The sequence below is a fragment of the Nonomuraea sp. NPDC050451 genome (assembly GCF_044458585.1).
Map to the genome: position 1 here is coordinate 734,638 of NZ_JBITHZ010000001.1, position 21,354 is coordinate 755,991.

Annotated in this window: 15 protein-coding genes; 7 read left to right on the forward strand and 8 right to left on the reverse strand. The window is 70.4% G+C overall.

Going from position 1 to position 21,354, the window contains the following annotated elements; translation table 11 throughout:
• Positions 1-46: 46 nt before the first annotated feature.
• Positions 47-1,348 carry an ABC transporter substrate-binding protein gene (locus ACIBI9_RS03270; RefSeq protein WP_397220278.1) on the forward strand — a complete coding sequence of 434 codons (1,302 nt, stop codon included), beginning with the start codon at positions 47-49 and terminating at the stop codon, positions 1,346-1,348.
• A gap of 54 nt (positions 1,349-1,402) precedes the next feature.
• Here ACIBI9_RS03270 and ACIBI9_RS03275 read toward each other — a convergent pair whose 3' ends face one another.
• The 6 genes from ACIBI9_RS03275 to ACIBI9_RS03300 form a co-directional block, all read right to left on the reverse strand.
• Positions 1,403-1,804, reverse strand: coding sequence for a hypothetical protein (locus ACIBI9_RS03275; RefSeq protein WP_397220279.1), 402 nt, complete (start codon positions 1,802-1,804; stop codon positions 1,403-1,405).
• 60 nt (positions 1,805-1,864) lie between these two features.
• Positions 1,865-2,656, reverse strand: a complete 792-nt coding sequence (locus tag ACIBI9_RS03280; protein WP_397220280.1) for an ABC transporter ATP-binding protein — start codon at positions 2,654-2,656, stop codon at positions 1,865-1,867.
• Positions 2,653-3,603 carry an ABC transporter ATP-binding protein gene (locus ACIBI9_RS03285; RefSeq protein ID WP_397220281.1) on the reverse strand — a complete coding sequence of 317 codons (951 nt, stop codon included), beginning with the start codon at positions 3,601-3,603 and terminating at the stop codon, positions 2,653-2,655. The genes ACIBI9_RS03280 and ACIBI9_RS03285 overlap by 4 nt, the downstream gene beginning before the upstream one ends.
• On the reverse strand, positions 3,593-4,591 hold the full coding sequence (locus tag ACIBI9_RS03290) for a branched-chain amino acid ABC transporter permease (protein ID WP_397220282.1): 999 nt from the start codon (positions 4,589-4,591) through the stop codon (positions 3,593-3,595). Before ACIBI9_RS03290 ends, ACIBI9_RS03285 begins: the two co-directional genes overlap by 11 nt.
• Positions 4,592-4,607: 16 nt before the next feature.
• Positions 4,608-5,897, reverse strand: coding sequence for a branched-chain amino acid ABC transporter permease (locus ACIBI9_RS03295; RefSeq protein ID WP_397220283.1), 1,290 nt, complete (start codon positions 5,895-5,897; stop codon positions 4,608-4,610).
• Positions 5,898-6,281: 384 nt separating this feature from the next.
• Positions 6,282-6,626, reverse strand: coding sequence for a PaaI family thioesterase (locus ACIBI9_RS03300; protein WP_397220827.1), 345 nt, complete (start codon positions 6,624-6,626; stop codon positions 6,282-6,284).
• Positions 6,627-6,757: 131 nt separating this feature from the next.
• Between ACIBI9_RS03300 and polA the strand changes: the two genes are divergently transcribed.
• From polA to ACIBI9_RS03325, 5 genes are all read left to right on the forward strand, one after another.
• The gene (polA, locus tag ACIBI9_RS03305; RefSeq protein ID WP_397220284.1) at positions 6,758-9,448 is read left to right on the forward strand and encodes a DNA polymerase I; all 2,691 of its coding nucleotides are present in this window, start codon (positions 6,758-6,760) and stop codon (positions 9,446-9,448) included.
• A gap of 56 nt (positions 9,449-9,504) precedes the next feature.
• A complete protein-coding gene (locus tag ACIBI9_RS03310; RefSeq protein ID WP_397220285.1) occupies positions 9,505-10,599 on the forward strand; it encodes a polysaccharide deacetylase family protein in 1,095 nt (364 codons plus the stop codon).
• Positions 10,600-10,791: 192 nt separating this feature from the next.
• Entirely contained in the window at positions 10,792-12,276 is a 1,485-nt protein-coding gene (gene rpsA / locus ACIBI9_RS03315; RefSeq protein ID WP_397220286.1) for a 30S ribosomal protein S1, read from the forward strand.
• Positions 12,277-12,548: 272 nt separating this feature from the next.
• Positions 12,549-14,057 (forward strand): alpha/beta fold hydrolase, encoded by a 1,509-nt coding sequence (locus tag ACIBI9_RS03320; RefSeq protein WP_397220287.1) that lies wholly within the window; start codon positions 12,549-12,551, stop codon positions 14,055-14,057.
• Positions 14,058-14,075: 18 nt separating this feature from the next.
• Positions 14,076-14,555, forward strand: coding sequence for a GNAT family N-acetyltransferase (locus tag ACIBI9_RS03325; RefSeq protein WP_397220828.1), 480 nt, complete (start codon positions 14,076-14,078; stop codon positions 14,553-14,555).
• Here ACIBI9_RS03325 and ACIBI9_RS03330 read toward each other — a convergent pair.
• Positions 14,443-15,129, reverse strand: a complete 687-nt coding sequence (locus ACIBI9_RS03330) for a Clp protease N-terminal domain-containing protein (RefSeq protein WP_397220288.1) — start codon at positions 15,127-15,129, stop codon at positions 14,443-14,445. The genes ACIBI9_RS03325 and ACIBI9_RS03330 overlap by 113 nt on opposite strands.
• 31 nt (positions 15,130-15,160) lie before the next feature.
• On the opposite strand from ACIBI9_RS03330, the gene coaE reads away from it, so the two are divergent.
• The gene (gene coaE, locus ACIBI9_RS03335; RefSeq protein ID WP_397220289.1) at positions 15,161-15,763 is read left to right on the forward strand and encodes a dephospho-CoA kinase; all 603 of its coding nucleotides are present in this window, start codon (positions 15,161-15,163) and stop codon (positions 15,761-15,763) included.
• 7 nt (positions 15,764-15,770) lie between these two features.
• Here coaE and ACIBI9_RS03340 read toward each other — a convergent pair whose 3' ends face one another.
• Entirely contained in the window at positions 15,771-21,338 is a 5,568-nt protein-coding gene (locus ACIBI9_RS03340) for a TIR domain-containing protein (RefSeq protein WP_397220290.1), read from the reverse strand.
• Positions 21,339-21,354: the final 16 nt, after the last annotated feature.

The window sequence follows — 21,354 nt, forward strand, 5'->3', positions numbered from 1 at the left end:
TCGGCGGTGCTGACCGATCCCGGCCTGGAAATGAAGGAGACACTTCATGATCCGCATTGCTCCCGTGGGGCGGGCGCTGGCTGTCGTGGCTGCCACCAGCCTCGCCCTGACAGCCTGCGGCGGTGGCGGCGGCAACACCGCCACGCAGACGTCGGAGTCTGCTGCCGCGCCATCGTCGTCGGCGCCCGCCGCGGCGAAGGGCGATGGCACTCTCACCATCGGCACCCTGCTGCCCCAGACCGGTTCGCTGGCCTTCCTCGGCCCGCCCGAGATCGCGGGAGTCGACGCCGCCGTCAAGGAGATCAACGAGGCCGGTGGCGTGCTCGGCAAGCCGATCACCAAGTACGACACCGACTCGGGTGACACCACCACCAACATCGCCTCGCAGTCGGTGGACAAGCTGCTGGCGCAGAAGGCCGACGCCATCATCGGCGCCGCGTCGTCGTCGGTGTCGGAGTCGGTGATCGACAAGATCACCGGTGCGGGCGTGGTGCATTTCTCGCCGGCCAACACCTCCGACAAGTTCACCACGATCAACGACAAGGGCCTGTACTTCCGTACCTCGCCGCCCGACAAGCTGCAGGGGCGCGTGCTGGGTGACCTCGTGGTGGCCGACGGCAACGACACGGTGGGCATCCTGGCCATGCAGGACTCCTACGGCACGGGTCTGGCCGACCAGGTGCAGAAGACCGTCACCGACGGTGGTGGCGAGGTCGTCGAGCGCGTCGACTACGACCCGAAGGCGGCCGACTTCTCGGCGGACGTGGCCAAGATCAAGGCGAAGAACCCGAAGGGCATCGTGCTGATCGGGTTCGAGGAGACGGCGAAGGTCGTGGCGGAGCTGGTCAAGCAGGGCCTGCCCGCCAGCAAGCACAAGTGGTACATGGTGGACGGCAACACGTCCAACACGAACTACGTGAAGATGCCCAAGGGCACGCTCGAAGGCGTCAAGGGCACGATCCCGGGTGCCGCGGCCCCCGAGGAGTTCGAGAAGAAGCTCCTGGCCGTCGACCCCAAGCTCCAGGACTTCAGCTACGCCCCCGAGTCCTACGACGCGGCCAACCTGATCGCGCTGGCCGCCGAGGCCGCCAAGAGCGACGCCGGCACGGACATCGCGGCCAAGCTCGCCGAGGTGAGCAAGGGCGGCGAGAAGTGCAAGAGCTTCAAGGAGTGCGTGGACCTGCTGAAGGCCGGCAAGGACATCGACTACGAGGGCGTCAGCGGCCCGGTCGAGTTCAACGAGGCCGGTGACCCGTCCGTGGCCACCATCGGCATCTACCAGTACGGCGCCAACAACAAGTACGCCACCAAGGCGCTCGAGTACCGCACCGGCAACATCGCCGGCTAGTACCGCCGCCTCACACGGAAGGGCCCGGCCGTCACGGCCGGGCCCTTCTCGTTTCTACTTGCAGCCCGCCACGATCTGGTCGGCGGCCACGCGGTACTGCTTGAGCAGCGCCACCTGCCGCGCCCGGGGCACGTCGTTCCTGGACAGCCCCGCGGTCGTGGTCTTGATCGTCTGTACGGCGCCCTTGAGGGAGTCGGGCAGCCGGTCGCCGAACTCCAGCGTGATCCCGCGCAGCTCCGCCAGGCGGCCGATCACGGCGTCCTCGAAATATTGCCGGTCCTCCTGACCCTTCGGCTTCAGCATGAGGTTGGCGTACCCGATGGCCGAGACCACGCGGGCGCACGGGCTGTCGGTGGGATCGCCGCCGGTGCTGTATTTGGACGCGGACGAGGCGTTGCCCTGGCATCCGACGAGCAGCACGGGAAGCATGAGCGCGACTGTCGCTAAACGTTTCACACCGCACATTAAAGAACGGCGAAGGGGCCCATGGGAGCCCCTTCGCCGTTCTCGAGCGTCTTACGCCTTGGCCAGCGTGCCGAGGTACAGCTCGATGACCTTGGGGTCGTTGGCGAGCTGCCGTCCGGTGCCGGTGTAGGCGTTGCGGCCCTGGTCGAGGACGTAGCCGCGGTGGCAGATCTGCAGGCAGCGCCGCGCGTTCTGCTCCACCATGATCACCGTCACGCCCGCCTTGTTGATCTGCTGGGCCTGGATGAACACCAGGTCCTGCAGCTTGGGCGACAGACCCGCCGACGGCTCGTCGAGCAGGAGCACGGACGGCTCGGTCATGAGGGCTCGGGCCATCGCGACCATCTGCCGCTCACCGCCGGACAGGGAGCCGGCGCGCTGCTTGCGCCGCTCCTTGAGCGCGGGGAACAGCTCCGCCACGAACTCGAAGCGCTCCTTGAACTTCCCCGGCACCTGGAAGGCGCCCATCTCGAGGTTCTCCTCGATGGTGAGGCTGGGGAAGACGTTGTTGGTCTGCGGCACGTAGCCGACGCCGCGGGCGACCAGCGAGTGCGCCTTCATGTTCGTGATGTCCTCACCCTTCAGCAGCACGGTGCCGCTGCGGATGGTGACCAGCCCGAACATGGCCTTGAGCAGCGTCGACTTGCCGGCGCCGTTGGGGCCGATGATGCCGATCAGCTCGCCCTCTTTGACGTAGAGGTCGGAGCCGTTGAGGATGTTGACGCCCGGCAGGTAGCCGGCGATCAGCTCGTCGCACCTCAGTACGGCGTCCTTGGCGCCCTCCAGGTGGTCGCTGCGGTCGGTGACGGCCGCCTTCGACTGGGCCGGCTCAGGGACGGTCACTTCTGCGTCTCCTCTTCGATCTCGGCCTCCAGCGCCGCCTCGGCCTCGTGGAGCTGGGCCTCCAGCTCGGTCTCCGAGAGCGGCGCGTCGTGGTGGGCGCCCAGGTAGGCGTCGATCACGCGCTCGTCGGACATGATCGTCGAGGGCGGTCCCTCGGCGATGACCGCGCCCTGCGCCATGACGATGACCCAGTCGCTGATGTCGCGGACCATGTCCATGTCGTGCTCCACGAACAGCACCGTCATGCCCTGCTCGCGCAGGTCCTTGACGTGGCCGAGCAGCGACTGCGTCAGCGCCGGGTTGACCCCGGCCATGGGCTCGTCGAGCATGACCAGCTCGGGCTGGACCATGAGCGCGCGGGCCATCTCCAGCAGCTTGCGCTGGCCGCCCGACAGCGACCCGGCGAAGTCGTCACGCTTGGCGGCGAGTTTGAACCGCTCCAGCAGTTCCTCGGCCCGCACCGTGATCTCGTCCTCCTGGCCGCGCCACAGGCTCGGCACGAGCGCGCGGAAGAAGCTCTCACCCTTCTGCTGCTGGGCGCCCAGGCGCATGTTCTCCATGACCGTCAGCCTGGACAGCGCCTTGGTGAGCTGGAACGTGCGCACCATGCCGGCGCGGGCCACCTTGTGCGCTGGCACCCCGTTCATGGCCCGCCCGTTGAACGTCCACGAGCCGGAGTCGGCCGTGTCGAACCCGGTGAGCTGGTTGAAGAACGTGGTCTTGCCGGCGCCGTTGGGGCCGATCAGCGCGGTGATGGAGCCGCGCTGGATCTCGACGTGGCCGACCTCGACCGCGGTCAGGCCGCCGAAGCGGCGCACCACGTTGTCCACCACGAGGATGGGGTCGGGCTTGGGCACGCCGGGATCGCGCGCGAGGTCCTTGAACGCCGCCAGGGCGGCCGCCTTGCGCTCGGTGGCGCCTGCCTGGGTGTGGGTTTCAGCGTGCATCGATTGCTATCTCCCTCTTGTCACCGAAGACGCCCTGTGGCCGGAAGACGAGCAACAGGATGAGGCCAAGACCCACGATGATGTAGCGGAAAGCGCCCACCTGGTTGGTGTCCATGAACGTGATGTACCCGGCGCCGACCGCCTCGGTGAGCACACCGTAGATGAAGACCAGCAGCACCCAGAAGATCATCGAGCCGACGACCGGGCCGAGCACGCGGGCCGCGCCGCCGAGGATGACCATGGTGTAGACGTAGAAGGTCGTCTCGGTGCCGAAGACGTCCGGCTGCACGGAGGCGAAGGCCAGGCCGTAGATGAAGCCGCCGAGCGAGCCGATGACGCCGCCCAGGATGAGCGACTGCATCTTGTACGAGAAGACGCTCTTGCCGAGGCTGCGCACGGCGTCCTCGTCCTCGCGGATGGCCTTGAGCACGCGGCCCCACGGGCTCTTCATGAGCAGGTAGACGATGCCGCAGCAGATGGCGATCAGTGCCCAGCCGACGACCAGCACCCACAGCACCCGGTTGTTGAAGAAGATCGGCACCGGGCCGAGGTTGAAGCCGTATTCGCCCTCGGGGAAGGGGTTGAGCGCGTAGAAGCCGTCGGAGAAGCCGCGCTGCCCGTCGGAGCCGCCGAAGACGTCCTTGAAGGCCACCGAGCGGAAGACGAGCCTGATGATCTCGGCCGCCGCGATGGTGACGATGGCCAGGTAGTCGGCGCGCAGCTGCAGCGTCGGGATGCCCATGAGGATCGCCAGCACCACGGCGGCGGCCAGGCCGACGATGATGCCGATCCAGAACGGCAGGCCCATGACGGTGACCGTGACGGCCAGGCCGTAGCCGGCCACGCCCATGAACGCGGCCTGGCCGAAGTTGAGCAGGCCGGTGTAGCCGAAGTGGATGTTGATACCGATGGCCGCGAGGGCGTACAGCACCGTGTCCACGCCGATGGCGGCCTTGAGCGTGGTGCTGATGATCGTGATCCAGTCCATTCTGATCCTCCCCCGATCAGCCGATCCGCTCGCGGCGGCCCAGGATGCCCTGCGGCCGGACGAGGAGCACGATGATGAGTACGGCCAGCGCGCCGACGCTCTTGAGCTCCGGCGGCACCCACAGGGTCGAGACCTGGATGAACAGTCCCACCACCAGCGAGCCGACCAGCGCGCCGAACGCGGTGCCGAGCCCGCCGAGCGTCACGCCGGCGAAGATGAGCAGCAGGATGTCCTGGCCCATGGTGAATTTCAGGCTCTGCGACAGGCCGAGCATGATGCCCGCCAGCGCGGCGATGGCGCCGCCCGTGGTCCAGATGATCCGGATGACCCGGTCGACGTTGATGCCGGACGAGGCCGCGAGCGCGGGGTTGTCGGCCACGGCGCGGGCCGCCTTGCCGGTGCGGGTGCGCATCAGGGCCAGGCCGACGATGATCAGGACCGCGAGCTCGATGCCCATGGCGACGAAGTTCTTGGGGGCGGCCGTGATGGGGCCGACCTGGATGCCGGGCTGGGCCGTGTACTGGGCGAAGGCCTCGTTCTGGCCGCCGAAGAAGATCAGGAACACGTACCGCAGGAAGAGCGCCACGCCGATCGAGATGATCATCATGGCGATGGTGCCGGTGCCGCGCCTGCGCAGCTGGCCCCAGAACAGGCGGTCCTGCAGGTAGCCGAGGATGCCGCCGACCGCGACCGCGATGATGGCGGCGGGTATGAGATGCAGCCCGAAGCCCACGTTGAACGCATAGGCGAGGATCGCGCCGAGCGTGACCAGCTCGCCGTGGGCGAAGTTGGTCAGGCCGGTCGTGCCGTAGATGAGCGACAGACCGAGCGCGGCCAGGGCGATGATCAGGCCGAGGTTGAGCCCCTCGAAGGTCAGCTGCGCGGCCGTCGTCCAGAAGGAGCTCTCGCCGCCGCTCTCCTGCTGCTGCTGCCCAGGGGCGCCCTTGGCCTGGAGGGCGAACAGGACCGTCGAGCAGTTGCCCTCGAAGACGGTCGGTGTGCGGACATTGTTGCCGCCACGCACCTCCGCGTTCTGCGGAAGGCTGCTGACATCCAGGGTGACCTTGTACTTGCCGGGTTTGTCGACCTGAACGTCCCAAGTGCCCTGTGCGTTGCTCGTGACCTCCTTAACGGGTTGTCCGCTCTCGGTGGTCACGGCGATTTTGGCGCCGTTCACTGGCTGGCCTTGGAGTTTGAGTGTTCCCCTCAGTCCCTGGCAGTCGGCGGGCCCCGCGTGGGCGGGGCTGGCCAGCAGGAAGACGAGTCCACTCAGGAAGGCCGTGAACGCGATCACGGCTCTGCGCAATGGTGCTCCCTCAAGTAGGTCAAGGCGGGGTTGTGCCCCTCCATCTCGACACGCGCGCATCGCAGGCACAACTGGGATGCTGTGGCGGGAGCTTATTCTGGTGGCGCCCGGTTCAGTATCGTTCGTCACCAATTAGTGACATGTGTGTGTCGCTGATGTGAGCAAACAACAAGCCAGGTCAGGGGCTAAATCACAGTAGACGCCTGGCGGCTTGGTGAACGAATCCATAACGATCGCCGTAAAACGTGGACGAGCCCGCGAGGGCGACCTTTGGGGCCGTGTAGGGCTTCCCCGGCCGCACACGTTTTCTACTGGGCCGCCCTGCGGGCTCGCGTTCGGACCACCGTATGACCTACGGGCGCGGCGCGCAAAGGGACGGGAGGTTCACCTGTCGCGGAGCATGCACGTGAGACGAGAGGTGCAGACGAGTTTTCCCTGCTCGTCGGTGATCTCGATGCCGTACGTCGCCAATGTCCGGCCGCCGTGCAGCCTGGTCGCCACGCCCGTGACGTGTCCGGCGGTCGCCGAGCGGTGGTGGGTGGCGTTGATCTCGATGCCCACGGCGATGCGCTCGGGGCCCGCGTGGATGGCGGCCGCCACCGAACCCAGCGTCTCGGCCAGCACCGCCGAGGCCCCGCCGTGCAGCAGGCCGTAGGGCTGGGTGTTGCCCTCGACCGGCATGCGGCCCACGACCCGCTCGGGGCCGGCCTCGAGGAACTCGATGCCCATGCGGTCGGCCAGCGTGCCCTCGTGCACGGCGCCGAGCACCGAGAAGTCCAGGGGGTTGGTCTGCGTCAAAGGGACGTCTCCACTCTTCCGAGCTCAGGTTTTCTGTCGCAGACGCAGACTAGGCTGCGTGTGTGCCGAAGAGTGAAGTGACCCCCAGCCGCCCGCGCCTGTTGCTGCTTGACGGGCATTCCCTGGCCTACCGCGCTTTTTACGCGCTCAAAGACGCCAACCTGATGACCACCGATGGTCAGCACACCGAGGCGGTCTACGGGTTCACCTCGATGCTGACCAACGTCCTGCGCGACGAGCAGCCGACCCACGTGGCGGTGGCCTTCGACAGGTCGGAGCCGACGTTCCGCCACGAGGCGTACTCCGACTACAAGGCCAACAGGAGCGAGACGCCGGAGGACTTCCGCGGTCAGATGCAGCTCATCTTCGAGCTGCTCGACATCCTGCGCATCCCGCGCCTGTCCAAGGCGGGCTTCGAGGCCGACGACCTCATCGCCACGCTCGCCACCCGCGCGGACGGCGAGGGCATGGACGTGCTGATCGTCACCGGCGACCGCGACGCGCTGCAGCTGGTCAACGAGCACATCACCGTCCTGATGACCCGGCGCGGCATCAGCGACATGACGAGGTTCACTCCCGAGGCCGTCGTCGAGAAGTACGGCCTGACCCCGGAGCAATACCCCGACTTCGCCGCCCTGCGCGGCGACCCCAGCGACAACCTCCTGAGCATCCCGAGCGTGGGGGAGAAGACCGCCGCCAAGTGGGTGCGCGAGTTCGGCTCGCTGACCGCGCTGGTCGACCGGGTCGACGAGGTCAAGGGCAAGGTCGGCGACAAGCTGCGCGAGCACGTCGCCCAGGTGCTGATGAACCGGCGCCTCACCGAGCTGCTGCGCGACGTCCCGCTCGAGGCCGACCTCGGCGACCTCACGCAGGGTGCGTGGGACCGCGAGGAGATCAACAAGCTGTTCGACTCCCTGCAGATCCGCGGCGAGCTGCGCGAGCGCGTCTTCAAGGTGCTCGGCAGCGGCGAGCAGGAGCCCGAGCAGGGCTTCGAGGTCGAGACCGTGCTGCTCGGCCCCGACCGGGTGGCCGGCTGGCTGTCGGCGATGCCCGCGGGCCGGGCCGGGCTGGCCTTCAAGGGCGCCTACGGCAGCGGCACCGGCCGCATCGACGGCATCGCCATCGCCTCGCCCGACGGCACCGCCGCCCACATCGACCCCGTCAAGCTCACCGAGGCCGACGAGACGGCCCTGCGGGCCTGGCTGGGCGACGAGGGCAGGCCCAAGGCCGTCCACGACGCCAAGGGGCCCATCCTGGCGCTCTGGGCGCAGGGCCTCGACCTGCGCGGCCTCAGCTGCGACACCGCGCTGGCGGCCTACCTGGCGATGCCGGGGCAGCGCACGTTCGCGCTCGAAGACCTTGCCAGGCGCTACCTCCACCGCGACCTGCGGGCCGAGGAGGAGTCCACCGGGCAGGCCGCGCTGTTCGGCGACGACGAGGACGCCCCGGCCAAGGACCTCGCGCTGCGCGCCCACGCCGTGCGCGAGCTGGCCGACTCCCTGGAGACCTTCCTGGCCGGGCGCGGCGGCACCCAGCTCCTGGCCGACGTCGAGCTGCCCCTGCTGACCGTGCTGGCCGAGCTGGAGCGGGCGGGCATCGCCGTCGACGGCCAATACTTCGCGGGCCTGGAGGCCGAGTTCGGGGCCGCGGTCAAGCACGCCGTGGAGGAGGCCCACCGCTCCGTCGGCGAGCAGTTCAACCTGGGCTCTCCCAAGCAGCTGCAGGAGATCCTCTTCGTCCGGCTCAACCTCCCCAAGACGAAGAAGATCAAGACCGGCTACAGCACCGACGCCGACCAGCTCGCCTGGCTGGCCACGCAGACCGAGCACGAGCTGCCGACGATCATGCTGCGCCACCGCGACCAGCAGAAGCTGCGCACCACCGTCGAGGGCCTGATCAAGGAGATCTCCGACGACGGGCGCATCCACACCACGTTCAACCAGATCATCGCCGCCACCGGCCGCCTGTCCTCCGAGAAGCCCAACCTGCAGAACATCCCGATCCGCACCGCCGAGGGCCGCCGCATCCGGCAGGGCTTCGTGGTCGGCGAGGGCTACGAGACGCTGCTGACGGCCGACTACAGCCAGATCGAGCTGCGCATCATGGCCCACCTGTCGGGCGACGAGTCGCTGATCGCGGCGTTCGAGTCGGGCCACGACTTCCACCAGGCCACCGCCGCGCGCGTGTTCAACCTGCCGCCCGAGCAGATCGACGGCGAGCTGCGGGCCCGCATCAAGGCCATGAACTACGGCCTGGCCTACGGCCTGTCCGACTTCGGCCTGTCCGGCCAGCTCAACATCCCGGTCTCGGAGGCGCGGGCGCTGAAGGAGGAATACTTCACCGAGTTCGGCGGCGTGCGCGACTTCCTGCAGGCCATCGTCCAGCAGGCGCGCACCGACGGCTACACCGAGACGATCATGGGCCGCCGCCGCTACCTGCCCGACCTCACCAGCGACAACCGCCAGCGCCGCGAGATGGCCGAGCGGATGGCGCTCAACGCCCCCATCCAGGGCTCGGCCGCCGACATCATCAAGGTCGCCATGCTCAACGTCCACCAGGCCGTCCGCGAGGAGAAGCTGGCCTCCAGGATGCTGCTGCAGGTCCACGACGAGCTGGTGTTCGAGGTCGCGCCAGGGGAGCTGGAGCAGCTCAAGCAGCTCGTGTGCGACCAGATGAACGCCGCCTACCACCTGCGCGTCCCGCTGGAGGTCTCCGTGGGCGTGGGGCGTACGTGGGAGGACGCCGGGCACTGACTGATCATCTCTTTCGACTAACCTGGAGGAAATTTCACTAGGCGGCCAGGAGCTCTGTGCGGATTTCAGCGTCCCTCACGCGGATCATCGGCATCGCCAACGTGGTGGTGGTAACGGTGGCCGTCGTCGGCCTGAGCCTCTTACCGTCCGAGCAGAGCCCGCACGCCAAGCCGAAGGACGTGGCCAAGATCCAGGGCAGCGTCGCACCGCCGAGCCAGACGCCGGTGGGCGAGCCGCCGGGGGTCGTGGCCACGCCCGAGTTCGCCCGGCAGGTGCACGCCAACGAGGCCGGGCTGGTGCCGGTCCTGATGTACCACCGGATCCTCCCCAAGCGGCTGGCCTCGATCGACAGGACGCCCGACCAGCTCAGGAAAGAGCTGGAGAAGCTGGCCAAGAAGGGCTACGTGCCGATCACCGCCAGAGACTTCGCCACCGGCGACATCAAGGTGCCGGCGGGGAAGTTCCCGGTCGTCCTGACGTTCGACGACGGGCACCCGAGCCACTTCGCGCTCGACGCGAACGGCAACCCCAAGGCCGGCACGGCCGTGGCCGTCCTCCAGGAGGTGGCCGGGAAATACCCGGGGTTCCGGCCGGTCGCCACCTTCTGGATCAACAGGGAGCCGTTCGGGCTGACCGACCGGCAGTCCCAGGCGGCCGCCGTCAAGTGGCTGATCGACCACGGGTACGAGGTGGCCAACCACACCTGGAACCACCCCAACCTGCGCGTGCTGCGCAAGAAGAAGGTCCGCGAGCAGATCGTCCGGCTCGAACGCCTGCTCAAGAAGCTCGGCGTGCCGGAGTCGCGGACCATGGCCCTGCCGTTCGGGTCGATGCCCCGGCCGAAGAAGCTCGCCCGTACCGGGTCTTGGGACGGCACCCGGTATGATTTCGCGGGTGTCTTTCTCGCGGGTGCGGAGCCATCGCTTTCGCCCTACGCGAAAAAATTCGACCGCGGAGCCATCCAGCGCATCCAGAGCAACGGCAAGAAGGGCGAGTGCCGCAAGTGGTGCTCGCAGTACTGGCTGGAATGGCTGGACAAGCACCCTGGCGAGCGCTATGTCTCCGACGGCGACCCGGCCCGCATCTCCATACCGGAGAAACTGCGAGGTAAAATCGACGCCAAGCGCGGACTGCAGGTCATCGCGTATTGATTGCTCCCCGGATTGACCCCGTGGCGATGGTCTCATATGCTGATCGCTGCGCTGTGGGCTCGCGCGCGCCTCAGACGGAGCGGGCTCGCGCTCGGTCACGTCGATGTCGTAATTCCTCGGCTTGATGCGGAAGAGGGCCTGCCGCGCATCCGCCACATCGACATCCTGTCCGCGTTCGGAGCAATTCCACACATGACGTCCAGCACTGAGGCCACCTCGAGCACCCCGCAGGTAGCGGTCAACGACATCGGGTCCGAGGAAGCCTTCCTCGCGGCGATCGACGAGACCATCAAGTACTTCAACGACGGCGACATCGTCGAGGGCACCGTCGTCAAGGTCGATCGAGACGAGGTTCTTCTCGATATCGGCTACAAGACCGAGGGTGTCATCCCCTCGCGCGAGCTTTCCATCAAGCACGATGTCGACCCAGCTGACGTCGTGGAGGTCGGGGAGCACGTCGAAGCCCTGGTTCTCCAGAAGGAGGACAAAGAGGGCCGCCTGATCCTGTCCAAGAAGCGCGCGCAGTACGAGCGCGCCTGGGGCACGATCGAGAAGATCAAGGACGAGGACGGCATCGTCACCGGCACCGTCATCGAGGTCGTCAAGGGTGGTCTCATCCTCGACATCGGCCTGCGTGGCTTCCTGCCGGCGTCCCTGGTGGAGATGCGTCGCGTCCGCGACCTGCAGCCGTACGTCGGCCGCGAGCTCGAGGCCAAGATCATCGAGCTCGACAAGAACCGCAACAACGTGGTTCTGTCGCGCCGCGCCTGGCTCGAGCAGACGCAGTCCGAGGTTCGCCAGACGTTCCTCAACACCCTCCAGAAGGGTCAGGTCCGCAAGGGCGTCGTCTCCTCGATCGTCAACTTCGGCGCCTTCGTCGACCTCGGTGGGGTCGACGGTCTGGTGCACGTGTCCGAGCTGTCCTGGAAGCACATCGACCACCCCTCCGAGGTTGTCGAGGTCGGCCAGGAGGTCACGGTCGAGGTCCTCGACGTCGACATGGAGCGCGAGCGCGTCTCCCTGTCGCTCAAGGCGACCCAGGAAGACCCGTGGCAGCAGTTCGCCCGCACCCACCAGATCGGCCAGGTCGTGCCGGGCCGCGTCACCAAGCTGGTGCCGTTCGGCGCGTTCGTCCGGGTCGAGGAGGGCATCGAGGGCCTGGTCCACATCTCCGAGCTGGCCGAGCGCCACGTGGAGATCCCGGAGCAGGTCGTCCAGGTCGGCGACGAGATCTTTGTCAAGATCATCGACATCGACCTCGACCGTCGTCGCATCAGCCTCTCGCTGAAGCAGGCCAACGAGGGCGTCGGGGCCGAGGTCGAGTTCGACCCGACCCTGTACGGCATGGCGGCCACGTACGACGACCAGGGCAACTACATCTACCCCGAGGGCTTCGACCCGGAGACCGGGGAGTGGCTCGAGGGCTTCGACAAGCAGCGTGAGGAGTGGGAGCGGCAGTACGCCGAGGCCCAGCAGCGCTTCGAGGCTCACCGGAAGCAGATCGAGGAGGCCCGCAAGGCCGAGGCGGAGGCCGGCGAGGCCGCTCCCTCGTCCTACAGCGGCGAGACGCAGGCTCCGGCCGGCGGCTCTTCGTCGTCGGCTCCGGCCAGCGGCGCGCTCGCCTCGGACGAGGCGCTCGCGGCTCTTCGCGAGAAGCTCGCCGGCGGCCAGAGCTGACCCTCGGGTCCGGCTGAGGCCCAGCCATAACTCCGGAAGGCCCCGCACCGTTCGTGGTGCGGGGCCTTCCGCATGCCTGCCCCCATGCGTGTGGCGCTGTGGGCGTGCCGGGAGCGTAGGGGGCTTTTGGGGCGGTTCGGTGAGGGGGCCGGAGATTTTACCTTGGGTGTCGGCGAGGCCGCCGCCCGCGACGATCGGCGCTGACAGACTGACCTGCGCTGTTGACACCACGATCGATTCCCAGGGGCGACGCATTGGGCATGGTTCAGCGGGTGATCATCCTTGCCGCGGCCGCTCTGGCGGCCGCGGCCACCGCGTCGCCGGCGGTGAAGGGCGCGGCCGCTCCCCAGTGGCAGGACTGCGGCGACGGGCTGCAGTGCGCCAAGCTGTCCGTGCCCGTCGACTGGGCCAGGCCGCACGGCGCCCGTACCGAGATCGACCTGGCGAGGATGCCCGCGCAGGACCCGCAGCACAGCCGCGGCTCCCTGGTGGTGAACACCGGCGCGGCCTCCACCGTCCAGGCCGTGCGCGCCCGGCCGGAGAGCGTGAGCGAGCTGACCAGGTGGTTCGACGTGGTGCTCGTCGAGCCGCGCGGGCTGGGCGACCGGGGGAGCACGGCCGCCGTCCGGTGCGCGGTGGCGCAGCCCGACCCGCTGCGCCTCGTCCTCACCCCGGGACGGGCCGGGTGGCGCGCCTACGCCCGCGACAACGCCGCCTACGACCGGAGCTGCCGCGCCGCCGCCGGACCCGCCTACGACGGGCTCACGTCCTGGCAGGTCGCCCACGACCTCGAGGCCCTGCGCGCCGAGCTGGGGGAGCCCCGGCTGCGGTACTTCGGCGCCTCCTACGGGGCCGTGTACGGGCAGGCGTACCTGGAGCTGTTCCCGCACCGGGCCGGGCGGATGTACCTGGAAGGCGGGCCCGACCACACCGAGCCCGCCCTGGCGCAGCGGCTGACCGCCCAGGCGCGGGCGGCCGAACGGCAGCTGTTCTCCTTCCGCGACTGGTGCCGCAGGCACCTGGGCTGCCCGCTCGACGACGCCGACGCCGTGAAGGTCTACGACGCCCTGACCCGCCGCACGCCCCTGCACGCAGGCCCCGGGCGTACGGTGAACGCCCGGCACCTCGCGGCGGCCGTCCACGCCGGGCTGGTCCCGGGGCGCTGGCCGGAGCTGGCCCGGGCCATGTCCGAGGCCAGGGAGGGCGACGCCACCAGGCTGGCGGCGATGGGCTCCGAGGCCAGGGAAGGCGACGCGACCAGGCTGGCGGCGATGGGCTCCGAGGCCAGGGAGGGCGACGCGACCAAGCCGGCCGCCGTGAGCGCCCCGGCGGCGCCCGCGACCGTGTCGGGATCCATGCTGTGCCACGACTTCATGCCGGCCATGCCCGGCTACCGGCGCTTCCTCGCGATGGAGACGCGGCTGCGCGAGGTGGCGCCGCGCGTGGGATGGGTGAGCGGCCGGTACGAGGTCGCGCGGTGCCTGGGCATGCCGCGCAAGGGCGCCCCGAGCTGGCCCCCGCACGTGCCGGCCCCGCGCCACGACCCCACGGTCCTGGTCGGGATCGGCCGGCTGGACGCGGGAGCCCGGCCCACGGGGCCCGTCCCCGGGGCGGTCGTGCTGTCGCACGGCGACGGGCGCGACGCGTACCTGCTCCAGGGGGTCAGCAGGCTCCGCGCCACCTGCCTGCGCACGCACGTGCACGACTACCTCGTCAACGGGGCGCTGCCGCAGGAGGGCACCGACTGCCCCGGCGAGCTCACGGCGAGCATGTATTCGTGAACAGCGAACGATAGGGTGCTGCGCGTGCTGATCGAACGGGCGACCACGGTGGACGCGGGCGAGATCCTCACCCTGCAGCGGGCGGCCTACGTGAGCGAGGCCCAGCTGTACGGCGACCCGTACATCCCGTCGCTCGTCGAGTCGCTGGAGCAGGTCCGCAAGGTCATCGAGGGCGCCGTCGTGCTCAAGGCGCTCGACGCCGGCCGCGTGATCGGGGCGGTGCGCGGACAGGTGTCCGGCACGACCTGCCTGGTCGGCCGCCTGGTCGTGGCGCCCGACCGCCAGGGCCAGGGCATCGGCACGGCGCTGCTGACGGCCCTGCACGAGGCGGTGCCGGAGGCGGAGGCGTTCGACCTGTTCACGGGGCACCTGTCAGAGGCCAACCTCAAGCTCTACCGCCGTCTGGGCTACCGGGAGACGGGCCGGGAGCGGATGGACGATCATCTGACGCTGGTCCACCTGCGTATGCGGCCAGATCGATCCCTTCCTCAGCCGTGATCATGACGCGGCCCAGGTCGTCGTCCACCCAGTTCCATCCCCAGCGCCACTCCGAGCCCGCCGGATGCTCGGCGTCGAGCCGGTCGAGCACGTCCTGGAGGGCGGAGGCGGGCACGATGACCTGGTGGCGGCCCCGCCACGGCACGTGCACGGGCGGGTCGATCGGCGGCGTCGGGACCCCGTGCGCGCGCAGCGCCTCGGCCACCGCCGCCGGGTCCACCCCGAACAGGTGCAGCGGCGTCGGTCCCCTCTCCTCCTCGACGTCATAGGCCAGGGCCATGAGCCAGTGCGCCGGCTCCGCGTGCCGGTGGCCCGCGGCCAGCGCCAGGCCGGTCGCGATGCCGTACAGCTTGTAGAAGGCGGGGTTGGCGAAGCCGCCCGCCCCGTGCGCGGGCCTGGCGTGGTGCGGCAGGCATGCGAGCGCGCGCTCGCGGTCCAGCCCTGCCTCGGCCAGCACCCGCGCGGCCAGGGACTCACCGGCCAGCAGGGCGAGCACGACGTGTTGCGGCCCCACCCAGTCGTCCCCGACGGCCGCGGCCTGCTCGTGCGCGGCCCGTACGATCGTCGTCTTCATGCTTCGATGATGACCCCGTAGGCTTTTTCCCGTGTTGAAGACTGGGCTCACAGGCGGTATCGGATCGGGCAAGAGCGAGGTGTCGAAGCGGCTCGCGGCCAAGGGCGCGGTCGTGATCGACGCCGACAGGATCGCCCGCGAGGTGGTCGAGCCGGGCACGCCGGGGCTGGCCAGGGTGGTGGCCGCGTTCGGGGAGGGCGTGCTGCGCGCCGACGGCTCGCTCGACAGGGAGAAGCTCGGCTCCATCGTCTTCGCCGACCCCGACCGGCTCGCCGCGCTCAACGCGATCGTCCACCCGCTGGTGGGGGAGCGGGTGGCGGAGCTGCAGAGCCGGGCGGCCGACGACGCGATCACCGTCTACGACGTGCCGCTGCTGGCGGAGAACCACCTGGCCCCCATGTACGACGTGGTCATCGTCGTCGACGCCGACGACGAGACCCGCATCCGGCGTCTGGCCGAGCACCGGGGCATGCCGGAGGCCGACGCGATGGCCCGCATCGCCGCCCAGGCCTCCCGGGAGGACCGGCTGGCGGTGGCCGACATCGTGATCCCGAACGAAGGCGCGCTGGCCGAGCTCGACGCCCGCGTGGACGAGGTCTGGGAGGAGCTGACGAGGCGCGCGAGCCGCGGCTGACCCGTGCTCAGAGGGGCGAGTCGAGCGGCACCTGCCGCACGCCCGGCAGGTAGGGGTCGAGCTCGCCCAGCTCGAACCGGGACATCCCGATCACGTGCCAGAACTGCCCGGCCGGCTCGCCCTGCACCTTGTAACGCCCGTCGGGCGCCAGCGCTGCCCACCCCTCGGCCAGCCCGAGCAGGGTGGCCCGCCGCTCGCCGCCCTCCCAGAGGATCACCACGCCGTCGTCGCCCGCGCTGGCCAGCAGGTCGGCGACCGGGCTGAAGGCCACCGACCACACCCGGCGGGCGTGCCCGGCCAGCGTGTGCCGCGGCCGCCCGGTCACGGTGTCCCAGACCCGCACCACGAGATCGTCGCCGCCCGTGGCCAGGCGCTCGCCCGTGGCGTCGAACGCCAGGCTCCACAGCCGCCCCTCGTGCCAGAGCTCGTGCACCAGCCGCGGCTGCCACGGCTGCCCGGGACGCAGCTCCCACACCATGGCCCGGCCGTCGTTGCCGGCGCTGGCCAGGTGGCGGCCGTCGGGGGAGAAGACCACCGAGTAGACCCGGTCGGTGTGGCCCTTGAGCGTGGCGACCCGGCCGCCGGAGGCCACGTGCCACAGGCGTACGAGCCGGTCGTCGCAGCCCGTGGCCACGTACTCGCCGTCGGGGCTGAACGCGATCGAGCGCACCCGCCCGCGGTGGTCGGCCAGGTTGCCCGCCAGCCGCCCGGTCGGGCGGTACCAGATCTTGACGCTGTCGTCGTCGTTGGCCGTGGCCAGCAGGCTGCCGTCGGGGCTGAACGCCTCGGCCCAGACGTGGTCGGTCTCGGCGCTCAGCTCGCGCTCGTAGTCGCCGGTGACGGCGTTCCAGAAGTGCACGCCGCCGTCGTTGCTGGAGGTGGCCAGCACGGGCCCGGCGGGGGAGAACAGGGCCGAGATGAGCCGGTCGGCCGTGCCGGTGAACTCCCGCAGCCGCCGTCCCGTACGCGGTTCCCACACGCGTACGACGCCGTCGTTGCCGCTGGTCGCCAGCATCGAGCCGTCGGCGCTGAACCTGACCGACGAGATGCGCCGCCCGTGGCCGCGCAGCACCCGCTGGCACTTGCCCGAGCCCGGGTCCCACAGGCGCACGGTGCCGTCGTTGCTGCTGGTGGCGATCTGCTGGCCGTCGGGGCGGAACGCGAACGGCCAGACCGAGCTGCGGTGGCCCGTCAGCTCGACCCGCTGACCGCCGCCGACCTGCTGGAGCCGGAGCACGCCGCCCGAGTCGCCGCTGGCCAGCGCCTGCCCGTCGGGGCTGAAGGTCACCTGGTAGACGGCCGCCGCGTGCGTGGTGTGCACGCCCCGGGACTCGCCCGACGGCTCCCACAGGCGTACGGCGCCCGCCGTGTCGCCGGTGGCCAGCAGCGAGCCGTCCGGCGAGAACGCCACGCAGTAGATGCTGCCCGCGTGCCCGCTCAGCACGTGCAGCGGCCGCCACGTGGCGGTGTCCCACAGCCTGAGGGTGCCCGCCTCGTCGCCGGTGGCCAGCAGGCGGCGGTCCGGGCTGTGCACGGCGCGGTAGACGCTGCCGCGATGGCCGTCGAGCGTCTGCCTCACCTGACCGGACGTCAGGTCCCAGACGCGTACGACGCCGGCCGCGTCGCCCGTCACCAGCACCGAGTGGCCGAACGACGCCGTGTAGATCGGCGCCTGGTGCCCCTCCAGCGCGTGCGCGAGCCGCCCGGTGGCCGTCTCCCACACGCGGACGATGCCGTCGCCGCCCCCGGCCGCCACCAGGTCGCCGGCCGGGCTGAGGCGCACCGGCCAGACGCCGTCGGCGTGGCCCTTGAGCGCGTGCAGGCACTCGCCGGTGAGGGAGTCCCACAGCAGCACGGCTCCGTCGCTCGCGCCCGTGGCCAGCAGGTCGCGGGTGCGGGCGAACGTGACCGCGTAGACGCGGCCCCGGTGCCCCTGCAGCGTGCGCACGGGCGCGCCGCCGACGCAGAGCAGCACGCCGCCGTCCTCGTTGCCGATCGCGATCGTGGAGCCGTCGGGGCTGTAGGCGATGGGCTCGGGCAGGCGGCTGGTCTGGAAGTGGTAGCCGTACGGGACGCCGATGCCGGCCGGGGCAAACTCGACCTCCACCGGCTGGCCCGGCACCACCGCCGCGCCGGGCAGGTGGGGCAGCGTGCCGGTCACGTCGATCAGCGAGGCCCGGTGCCAGCGGGCGCCCTCGACCGCCGCGTCGCTCAGGTCGACCCGGGCCAGCCGTGCCCCCGACAGGTCGGCGCCGGTCAGGTCGGCCCCGGTCAGCACGGCGCCGTCGAGCCGCGCCCCGGTCAGTCTGGCCTCGCGCAGGACGGCCCTGGACAGGTTCGTGCCCGCCAGGGTGGCCTCGGACAGGTCGGCGCCGGTGAGGTCGACCTCGCTCAGGTCCCTGGCCGACAGGTCCTCGCCCTTGAGGTTCGCGCCGCGCAGGTCGGCCCGCGCCGGCGTGCGCAGCCTGGCCGAGATCTTGACCGCGTTGGCCCTGGACACGTCGTCGCCCGGCGGGTCGGCCGCCCACGCGCGCAGCGCCTGTACGTCGGCCAGGTCGCACAGGAACTCCACGGTCAGCGCCGACAGCGGCCTGCGTGACAGCAGCGCGAAGTTGTCGAGGGCGATGTGGCGGGCGATCAGCCACTCCATCACGGACGCGTGGATGAACCCGAACATCCCGTCCTCGGTCCGCACCAGCAGGCTGCCCGAGCCCATCCGGTACGCCGCGTGCGCCGCCGACAGCTGCCCGTCGGACAGGTCCGTCAGCGTTTCGCCGATCTCGGTCAGCTCGTCCACGCCCAGCAGCGACTCGCCGGTGTCCCACAGCCGCATCGCCAGCGCCGTCACGGCCTGCCACAGCTCGTCGACGGTCAACGCCGTGGCCGAGCCGGGGATCCTGGCCCGGCGTTCCTCGAAGGCCAGCCAGGAGCTGAGGATCTCGTCGTACAGCAGCGCGGGGCTGATCGTGTGGCGGGCGCCCGCCACCGTACGCAGCCGGTCGGCGTCGAGGTCGGCGATGAAGGTCAGCATGCGCGGGTTCTGGGCCAGCGCCAGCAGGTCCTTGATCTCACCCATCAGCGACATGCGCGCGCCGGCCTCGTCGCCGTCGTCGAACCGGTTGGCCAGGTAGGAGCGGATCTGGTCGTGCGTGAAGTCCTCGACGCTGAGCACCCGCCGCTGCGGCAGCACCCCCACCATCTCGCCGAGCGAGGTCAGCACCTGGCTGTGCGACTTGAAGTGCTGCGTGCGGCTGGCGACCACGATCTTGGCCTTGTCCTCGGCCGCCGCCAGCAGCGTGGCCAGGTGATCGGCCGCCCGGTCGAACGTCAGCCGGGTCACCAGCTCGTCGAACCCGTCGAACAGCAGCACGATGCGCCCCTGCCTGAGCAGGTAGCGGAACGCCTTGAGATCGATGAACTCCTCGCCGTGCCCGGCCAGATGGGCCGCCACCAGCGCGTCCACGGAGTGCGCCTTGTCCAGGGCGCGCAGCTCGATCAGGATCGGCGTCAGGTGCGGCAGCTCGACCGGGATGCGCCGGGCCAGCTCGCGCAGCGCGAACGTCTTGCCGTGGCCGAAGTCGCCGAGCAGCAGCAGGAACCTGCCGTGGTCGGTGGCCAGCAGCCGCATCAGCTCGTCGGTCAGGCCGTGCTTGATCTGGCCGCCCTGGCGGTCGAGCTCGCGGTAGCGCTGCGGCACGTACAGGTCGGGCGGGTAGCGGCGGTCGGCCGTCAGCCTGGCGGTCTGCTCGGCGACGTAGCCGGTCAGGTCGAGCAGCCCCTGGAACTCGGTGAAGGTGCGCAGCCGCACCCCCTTGCGCATCAGGTCGTCGCGGACCGCCCGGGAGGCGGGCGGGCCCTGGTAGACCAGCTCGGCGGCGAGGCCGGTGGCGTGCGCCTGGCGGACGAAGCCGTCGGCGGTGCTCTCGGTCAGCTCGCCCACGTGCGCGCCGATCATCGTCTGGCGGACGAAACCGTCCTCCGGGTGGGTGACCACGAGGTGCGCGTCGAACCGGCGGATCCTGGCCCGCTCGTGCCTGGCCTCGCAGACCTCGGCGATCCGGTCGAGCAGCAGCTCGACCGGGCTCGGGGCGCGCTCGTCCGGCTTGGGCGCGGGCGGCTCGGGGGTCGGGCTCTCGCCGGTGAACGTGGCCCGCACGGCCTTCCACCGGTACGGGGCCGGCTCGGGCTCGCCCGCGTCGGGCTGCCAGATCCGCAGGCCGTCAGGGGTGATCTCGACCACCTGGTGCCGCCCGGAGCGCGGCGCGGCGATCACGCCCTCGGCCCGGTGGGCGGAACCGCCGTGGAAGAGCAGGTTGAGCCGGTGGGCCAGCAGCCGCTCGAACGTGGGCGCGTCCCGCAGCTCGCCCGGCGGATGCCCGATGGCGCCCAGCCGCAGCCACGCGCTCTCCTCGTACGGCCGCAGCCGTTCGGCGAACCAGGCCGCCTGCGCCTCCCCGAGCTGCGCGTACGCGTCCCGTTCGAGGTGGCTCATCGCCATCGTCGAGTTGAGCCCCGCCACGACCACCTTCAGATCGGGCACCTCGAACAGCGTCCACGGCTGCCCGCCGTCGAACACCCGGTCGTCCAGCCCCTGGTAGACCTCGCCGAACAGCCCGGCGAAGTGCCGCCACTTGGGCCAGTAGGGCGGCTGCGGGCTCACGTCGTCGGCCTCGCAGGTCATGAAGTACGCGCTGGCGGCGGCCTTGGTCACGTCGCGCGGCCCGGGCAGCAGGATCAGCCGGTGCTGCTCCAGCCCGATCAGCAGCCGCAGGTCGGTCACGAACCGCGTCGCCTGCCCGAACTGCCCCAGGCTGCCAGACTCCGTCAGGTCGCCGGTGACCAGCATGAGGTCGGGACGTGGCATGCCCCGGTCGTACATGGCGGTCAGGTCCGCCCAGATGCGCGCCTGCATGTCCTCGGGCGTGAACGGCTCGCCCGGATCGGGCAGCGCCCGGCCGAACCTGGGGCCGCCGATGTGCAGCACGCTGATCGACTCGCGCGCCCGGTCGGGGCTCACCGTCGGGGGGAACTTGGGCGCCGTCACCGGCGTGCGCCGCGCCCTGGCCCGGTCGCCGGGTGGCGGGAGCGTCGGGGCGGGCACCGCCACCCTGGAGCCGTCGGGGAACGCGGGCGCCGCCTCCGGCTTGGCCCGGCCCGCCATCGCCTCCCGCACCCGGCCCAGCAGCAGCGCCCTGGCCTGCCCGGGGTCGGTGACGCCCAGCAGGTCGACCCAGGTGATCGTGGACAGCAGGCCCTCGAGCTGGACGTCCTCCAGCCTGATCGTGACGAGCTTGTTGGAGGGGTTGTCGGGGTCGGCCCGCAGCGCGGCCTGCCACTCCATCCGGCCGTAGCGGGAGGTGAGGTAGTTGCGCGACAGCACGGCCACGACCAGCTGCGCCTCGCTGACCCCGCGGTCCATGAAGTCGATGAAGTTGGTGCCCGGCACGAAGTCCCACTCTTGGATCATGGTCTTGTAGCCGGCCGCCTCGAGCTCCCACGCTATCCAGGTGGCCCACGCCGTGTCGGCAGGGGAGTAGCTGACGAAGATCTCTGTCGGCCTGCCGTCACGCGCCATGAGCTCAGTATCCCCT